3 protein-coding genes and 1 pseudogene are annotated in these 6000 nt (G+C 57.9%); 2 read left to right on the forward strand and 2 right to left on the reverse strand.

All coding sequences use genetic code 11. From position 1 onward, the window contains the following. Window positions 1-110: 110 nt before the first annotated feature. Window positions 111-1082 carry a glycosyltransferase gene (locus VAE55_RS05330; protein ID WP_322814771.1) on the reverse strand — a complete coding sequence of 324 codons (972 nt, stop codon included), beginning with the start codon at window positions 1080-1082 and terminating at the stop codon, window positions 111-113. Window positions 1083-1167: 85 nt separating this feature from the next. Here VAE55_RS05330 and VAE55_RS05335 point away from each other — a divergent pair, with 85 nt between their 5' ends. Both VAE55_RS05335 and VAE55_RS05340 read left to right on the forward strand, forming a co-directional pair. After that, on the forward strand, window positions 1168-4077 hold the full coding sequence (locus tag VAE55_RS05335; RefSeq protein WP_322814772.1) for an insulinase family protein: 2910 nt from the start codon (window positions 1168-1170) through the stop codon (window positions 4075-4077). A gap of 89 nt (window positions 4078-4166) precedes the next feature. Continuing rightward, window positions 4167-5726, forward strand: coding sequence for an amidase (locus tag VAE55_RS05340; protein WP_322814773.1), 1560 nt, complete (start codon window positions 4167-4169; stop codon window positions 5724-5726). A gap of 59 nt (window positions 5727-5785) precedes the next feature. Here the strand turns inward: VAE55_RS05340 and VAE55_RS05345 are convergent. After that, a pseudogene (locus VAE55_RS05345) lies at window positions 5786-6000 on the reverse strand (IS701 family transposase); the annotation flags it as partial.

The following is a 6000-nucleotide window of genomic DNA, read 5'->3' on the forward strand; positions in this document are numbered from 1 at the left end:
GGTGCATGACTCCGCCGGCGAAGGTAAGAGCGGCTTCGATCCTTTGTACGACACGGTGCGCAGAACACAGCAACGACACGCGGTAACATCTGGTGCAGTGTTCAGTGATTCTATTGCGTCATCCCGGTGCGCAGGCGTTGCCAGACACCAACCGGGTAGCCAATCATCTTGGCGAGATCGCCGGCCAGGCGAATGAATGGAACCAGGGTCAACGCGAGTAATTGCTCACCAACTGACCGGCCGCGCAGGCGGACCCAGAGCCGTCGGTAGGGGCCACGAGTATAGGCAGCTACTCCCAATCCAATCAAAAACCCGATCGGAATCCGTAGCTGTGGTCGGGTCAACGCTATGGTCAGTAACGCACTGAGGGTGGCGTAAACGGCGTAGCGAAGCGCGTGGCGCAATGGCCACAGGCCGGCCCGTCCATCGCCGCGGGCATAGGTGTAGTACTGGCGGAGGAAGGCACGCAGGGTGGGCCGGGGAGCAAAGTGGACAACGGCTGAGGGGACAAAGGTGCGCCGAAAGCCGGCCTGCTCGACCGCCAGATCGAAGAGCAGGTCTTCGCAATGACTGGCCCATTCGGGAAAGCCGCCGACCGCTTCCCAGACCTCTTTGCGAAAGGCCATTGACTTGCCAAACGGCAGGAAGGTGGCCGGATCGATCTCGCGACTACGCCGGTAATTCGTCTCACCCAGCGCTAGAGCAAACAGGGAGCCGGGCGTGGGATGGAAGAACCCACCCACCAGATCGGCTTCACCAGCTTCTATAGGGGCAACGATCCGGGCCAGCCAGTGCGAATCGAGAACCAGACCGGCGTCGGTACTGGCAATAATCTGACCACGGGCATGCCGGATCGCGTTATTACGTCCCGACGAGATATTATGACCACCGCGCACCAGGCGAATCTGCGGATACCGCGCTGCGTAAGCGGCCACAATGACCGGTGTCTCATCAACGCTCTGACAATCGTTGATCACAATCTCGTCGGCAGCGCGGGTTTGCGCGATCATCGAGTCGAGTAGCGCCGCAATATTATCTGCCTCATCACGCACTGTGCAGATGATGGAAACAGTTGTTGCCATAGCCTTCAGGAATCAAAACATTCTGGTACAATATTCTTAATATATCTGTACCCCACACAAGCGTATTGTACCAGACGAGGTTGTCATGTCGAACGAGCATGGATTTGAACTGCTGCGCGATGAGTTCGTTCCTGAACTCAACACGCGCGCCCGCCTATATCGCCACATAAAGACCGGTGCTGAACTTCTTTCGCTCGAAAACGATGATGAAAATAAGTGTTTTGGGATTACCTTTCGCACTCCACCGCGTGACTCAACCGGGATTGCCCATATTCTTGAGCATTCGGTACTCTGCGGTTCGCGCAAGTATCCGGTGAAAGATCCCTTCTTTACGCTGGTGAAGGGATCGGTACATACCTTTCTCAATGCGATTACCTTTCCCGATAAAACTGCGTATCCGGTTGCCAGTACCAATGTGAAAGACTTCTACAATCTGGTTGATGTCTATCTCGATGCAGTCTTCTTCCCGCGCATTACCCCTGAAATTCTCAAGCAAGAGGGCTGGCACTTTGAATTACCGGCACCTGATGCGCCGATCACCATCAAAGGGGTGGTATACAACGAGATGAAAGGTGCATACTCATCACCTGATGGGATGCTCTACCGCTATTCGCAGCAGTCACTCTTCCCCGACACCACCTATGGCTACTCATCGGGTGGTGACCCGTTGGTCATTCCTGATCTGACCTACGAAGCCTTCAAACGGTTTCACGAGACCCTGTACCATCCCTCGAATGCACGCATCTTCTTCTACGGTGATGATCCGCCGGCAGAGCGGCTGCGCAAACTCGATGAATACCTGAGCCAGTTCGAGCCGATTACACCACCATCGCAGATCGAGAAGCAAGAGCGCTTCACTGCACCGCGCACCTTTGAATACACCTTCAGCGCTGCCGATAACGAGCAGCAGAAGGGTATGGTGATGGTCAACTGGTTGATCGACGATAATCGCGATCCGATCCAGCTGATGGCGCGTGAGCTGCTGAGCTATATGTTGTTGGGGAATGCCGCTGCTCCTTTGCGCAAAGCCTTGATCGATTCGGGGCTGGGTGAAGAGGTCATCGGCGGGTATGAGAGTGATCTCCTGCAACATACCTTCTCGGTCGGTATGAAAGGGATCGACCCGGCAAACGCCGAACAGGTCGAGGCACTCATTTTGCGCACGCTCAACGACCTTGCCGAACAGGGGTTTGACCCGGAGACCATTGCAGCGGCGTTTAACACCTTCGAGTTCAGTCTGCGTGAGAATAACACCGGCAGCTTTCCGCGTGGCCTGGTGTTGATGATGCGAGCGCTGACCACCTGGCTGTATGAGGATGATCCCATTGCACCGTTGCGCTTTGAGGCGCCCTTGGCAGCGGTACGCGCAGCAGTCGCCAATGGCGAGCGTCTGTTTGAACGTCTGATCCGCGAATTACTGCTCGATAATCCGCACCGTACCAGAGTCACGCTGCGCCCCGATCCTGAATACGCTGCGCGGCTGGCTGCTGCCGAGCAAGCCCGGATCGAAGCCTTTGCAGCCACGCTCGATGATGAAAAGCGGGCGGCGCTGGTTGCCGAGACCCAGGCCCTGGAGGAATGGCAACAAACCCCTGATCCGCCGGAGGCGTTGGCCACGATTCCGACCCTACAACTGACCGATCTCGACCGCGAGGTGAAGCGCATTCCAACCGATATAGACGAGGTGGATGGTGTACCGCTGCTGCGGCATCCTCTCTTTACCAATGGTATTGTGTATCTCGATTTGGCCTTTGACTTGCGGGCACTACCACCACAGCTCTTGCCTTACGTCCCACTCTTTGCCCGTGCGCTCACCGAAATGGGTACTGCAACGTCTGATTTTGTGCGGCTGTTGCAGCGGATTGGCCGTGAGACCGGCGGTATCTCGGCGACGACAATGACGGCTACTGATGTGATGACGGCAACACCGGTAGGTCGCCTGGTTGTTCGGGGTAAGAGTACGTTAGCCCAAACGACAGAGCTGCTCAAGCTGTTGCAGGAAATTCTGCTGACAGTAAAGCTCGACAATCAAGAACGCTTCCGCCAGATCGTGTTGCGTGCCCGTGCAAACAAAGAGTCGTCGTTGGTGCCGGCCGGCAATGCCTACGCCCGGCAACGGCTCGCAGCTCGGTTTTCTGCCGCTGAGTGGGCCGATGAACAGATGGGTGGCATTTCGGCCATCTTCTTCCTGCGTGAACTCGAACAACGGATTCAGCAGGATTGGCCGGGGGTGCTGGCCGATCTGGAAACGGTGCGTACCTCGCTGGTCAACCGGCGGGGTCTGGTGGTCAATCTCACGCTTGACGCCGATGGTCAGAAGATCGTATTGCCGCTGCTGCACGATCTGATTGCCGATTTGCCGGAGCACACATACTCACCGGTGTCGTGGCCAACCAGCCGTATTGATGATGGCGAAGGGTTGATCATTCCTGCCCAGGTGAACTACGTCGCCAAGGGTGTCAATCTACACGCTCACGGCATCCGTCCGAGCGGTGCAGCGATGGTTGTCTTGCGCCATCTCCGGATCGATTATCTGCTCGACCGGATTCGGATCCAGGGTGGTGCTTATGGCGCCAGTGGCAACTACGACCGCAGTACCGGTCTGTTCATCACCACCTCCTACCGCGACCCCAACCTGCTCCGCACGCTGGATGTGTACGATGAAATAGCAACGTATCTGCAAACCATCACTCTTGATCCAAAAACGGTTGAACGGGCGATTATCGGCACTATCGGCGACATGGATGCCTATCAGTTGCCGGATGCCAAAGGCTACACAGCACTGGTCCGCTACCTCACCAGTATCAGCGATGAATATCGCCAGCAGATACGTGATCAGGTGCTGGCAACATCGCCGGCAGATTTCATGGCTTTTGCCGAAGCGGCAGCAGCGCTACGCGATCATGGTCAGGTTGCAGTGCTTGGCCCAGCAGACTCTATCGAGGCCGCCAATCGCGAACGGCCTGGATTGCTCAAACCGGTGAAGGTACTGTAGCGCCTGACAGGCTATCCCTGCCCGACTATCGTGGGTCAGGTAGGGATAGCTAATCCCATCTGCCGGTGATGCCTGGAAATGAGGATGCTATGACGTTCAACGATCCCACCAGTTCCATCGGAACGCTGGCTTACGAAGCGACCATTGCCGATCTTCAGGCGGCAATGGCAGCTGGTACCCTTACAGCAGAAGCGCTCACAATGGCCTGCCTTGAGCGGATCAATGCACTGAATCGGGCCGGACCGTGTCTGAATGCGCTGATCGAAGTCAGCCCAAGCGCCCTCGAAACCGCGATTGCCCTCGACGCTGAACGTGACGTGCGCGGCCCGCGCAGCCCGCTCCACGGCATTCCAATCGTGCTCAAGGACAACATCGATACGCTCGACGACACTGCCACGACTGCCGGTTCCCTGGCCCTGATCGGCTCGCGACCGGCTGCTGAAGCAACGGTTGCTGCCCGTCTGCGGGCTGCCGGTGCCGTGCTATTGGGTAAAGCTAACTTGAGCGAATGGGCGAATTTCCGCAGTACCAGCTCATCAAGTGGCTGGAGTGCGCGGGGTGGTCAGGCGCGCAACCCCTATGTGCTGAGCCGGAGTCCGTGTGGCTCCAGTTCGGGGTCGGCCATCGCAGTGGCAGCCAGTATGTGTGTAGCGGCGATTGGTACCGAAACCGATGGTTCTATTTCGTGCCCATCGGCGCTGTGTGGTGTGGTAGGAATTAAACCAACGGTTGGCCTGACCAGCCGTGCTGGTGTGATCCCAATCAGCTCCACCCAGGACACCGTCGGCCCGCACGCCCGTTGTGTAGCCGACGCCGCCACGGTGCTGGGGATCATTGCCGGCCCCGACCCGCACGATCCGGTGACCGCAGCCGCCGCCGGACACGTTCGCCCGGATTACCGCACCTGTCTTCAGGCCGATGCACTGCGGGGTACACGGATTGGGGTGTTGCGCAGTGATCGCTTCGCCGGCTTTGGCCGCCACGTTGAACAGGCATTTGCGGCAGCACTGACAGCAATGCGCGATGCCGGTGCTCATGTAGTTGATCCTGTGACATTTCCTGATGAGTTGCTGGCATTTAATGAAGCCGAGTTAACGGTTCTGCTGTACGAATTCAAAGCCACGCTCAACCGCTACCTTGCCAGCCGCGTGCCTGATCCGCAGGCAGCCACCTCTACGCCACGTTCGTTAGAGGAATTGATCGCCTTTAACGAACAACATGCCGAACACGAGTTACGCTTCTTCGGTCAGGAACTGCTTGTCCAGGCCGTCGCCGTTGGCAACCTCGATGATCCGGCGTATCAACAGGCCCTGGCTGCCAGTCGTGATGCTACTCGTCAGGCGCTCGACACCCTGCTCTACGAACAGCAGCTCGATGCCCTGGTCGCGCCGGCAACCGGTCTGGCCTGGCCGATTGATTTGATCGGCGGAGATCGCTACCCTGGCGGGAGCAGTTCGCTCGCGGCGCGAGCTGGCTATCCAATGGTGACGGTACCGGCAGGGATGGCGTTCGGTTTACCAATCGCGATCAACTTCATCGGCACCGCATGGTCTGAACCGATGCTGATCCGATTGGCTTACGCTTTCGAGCAGGCAACGAAACTCCGGCGACCACCGGCCTATCGTCAATGGATCGTTGGTGATGAGTAGGGGGTAGGAGGGAGGAGATAGGAGATAGAAGATAGAAGATAGAAGATAGGAGATAGGAGTTACGCAGTTGAGAGCTGGGTAGAGCGTGGATGGGCCAGGTAGGCTCGTATTGCCTCACGGACAATGGCGGCTTTGGCCGCACCCCACGACGTGCCTGTCCGCAACCGGTGACATGCCAGGCGGAGGAAGACCCGCAGCACCAGACCGATAGGATTCCGCTGGGCACGAGCGGCGCGGTGCTGGGCGCGTTCGATGCCGCAGTCCTGCGTGATAC

Source organism: Chloroflexus sp. (genome assembly GCF_034432675.1).
In the GTDB taxonomy this organism is placed as follows: domain Bacteria; phylum Chloroflexota; class Chloroflexia; order Chloroflexales; family Chloroflexaceae; genus Chloroflexus.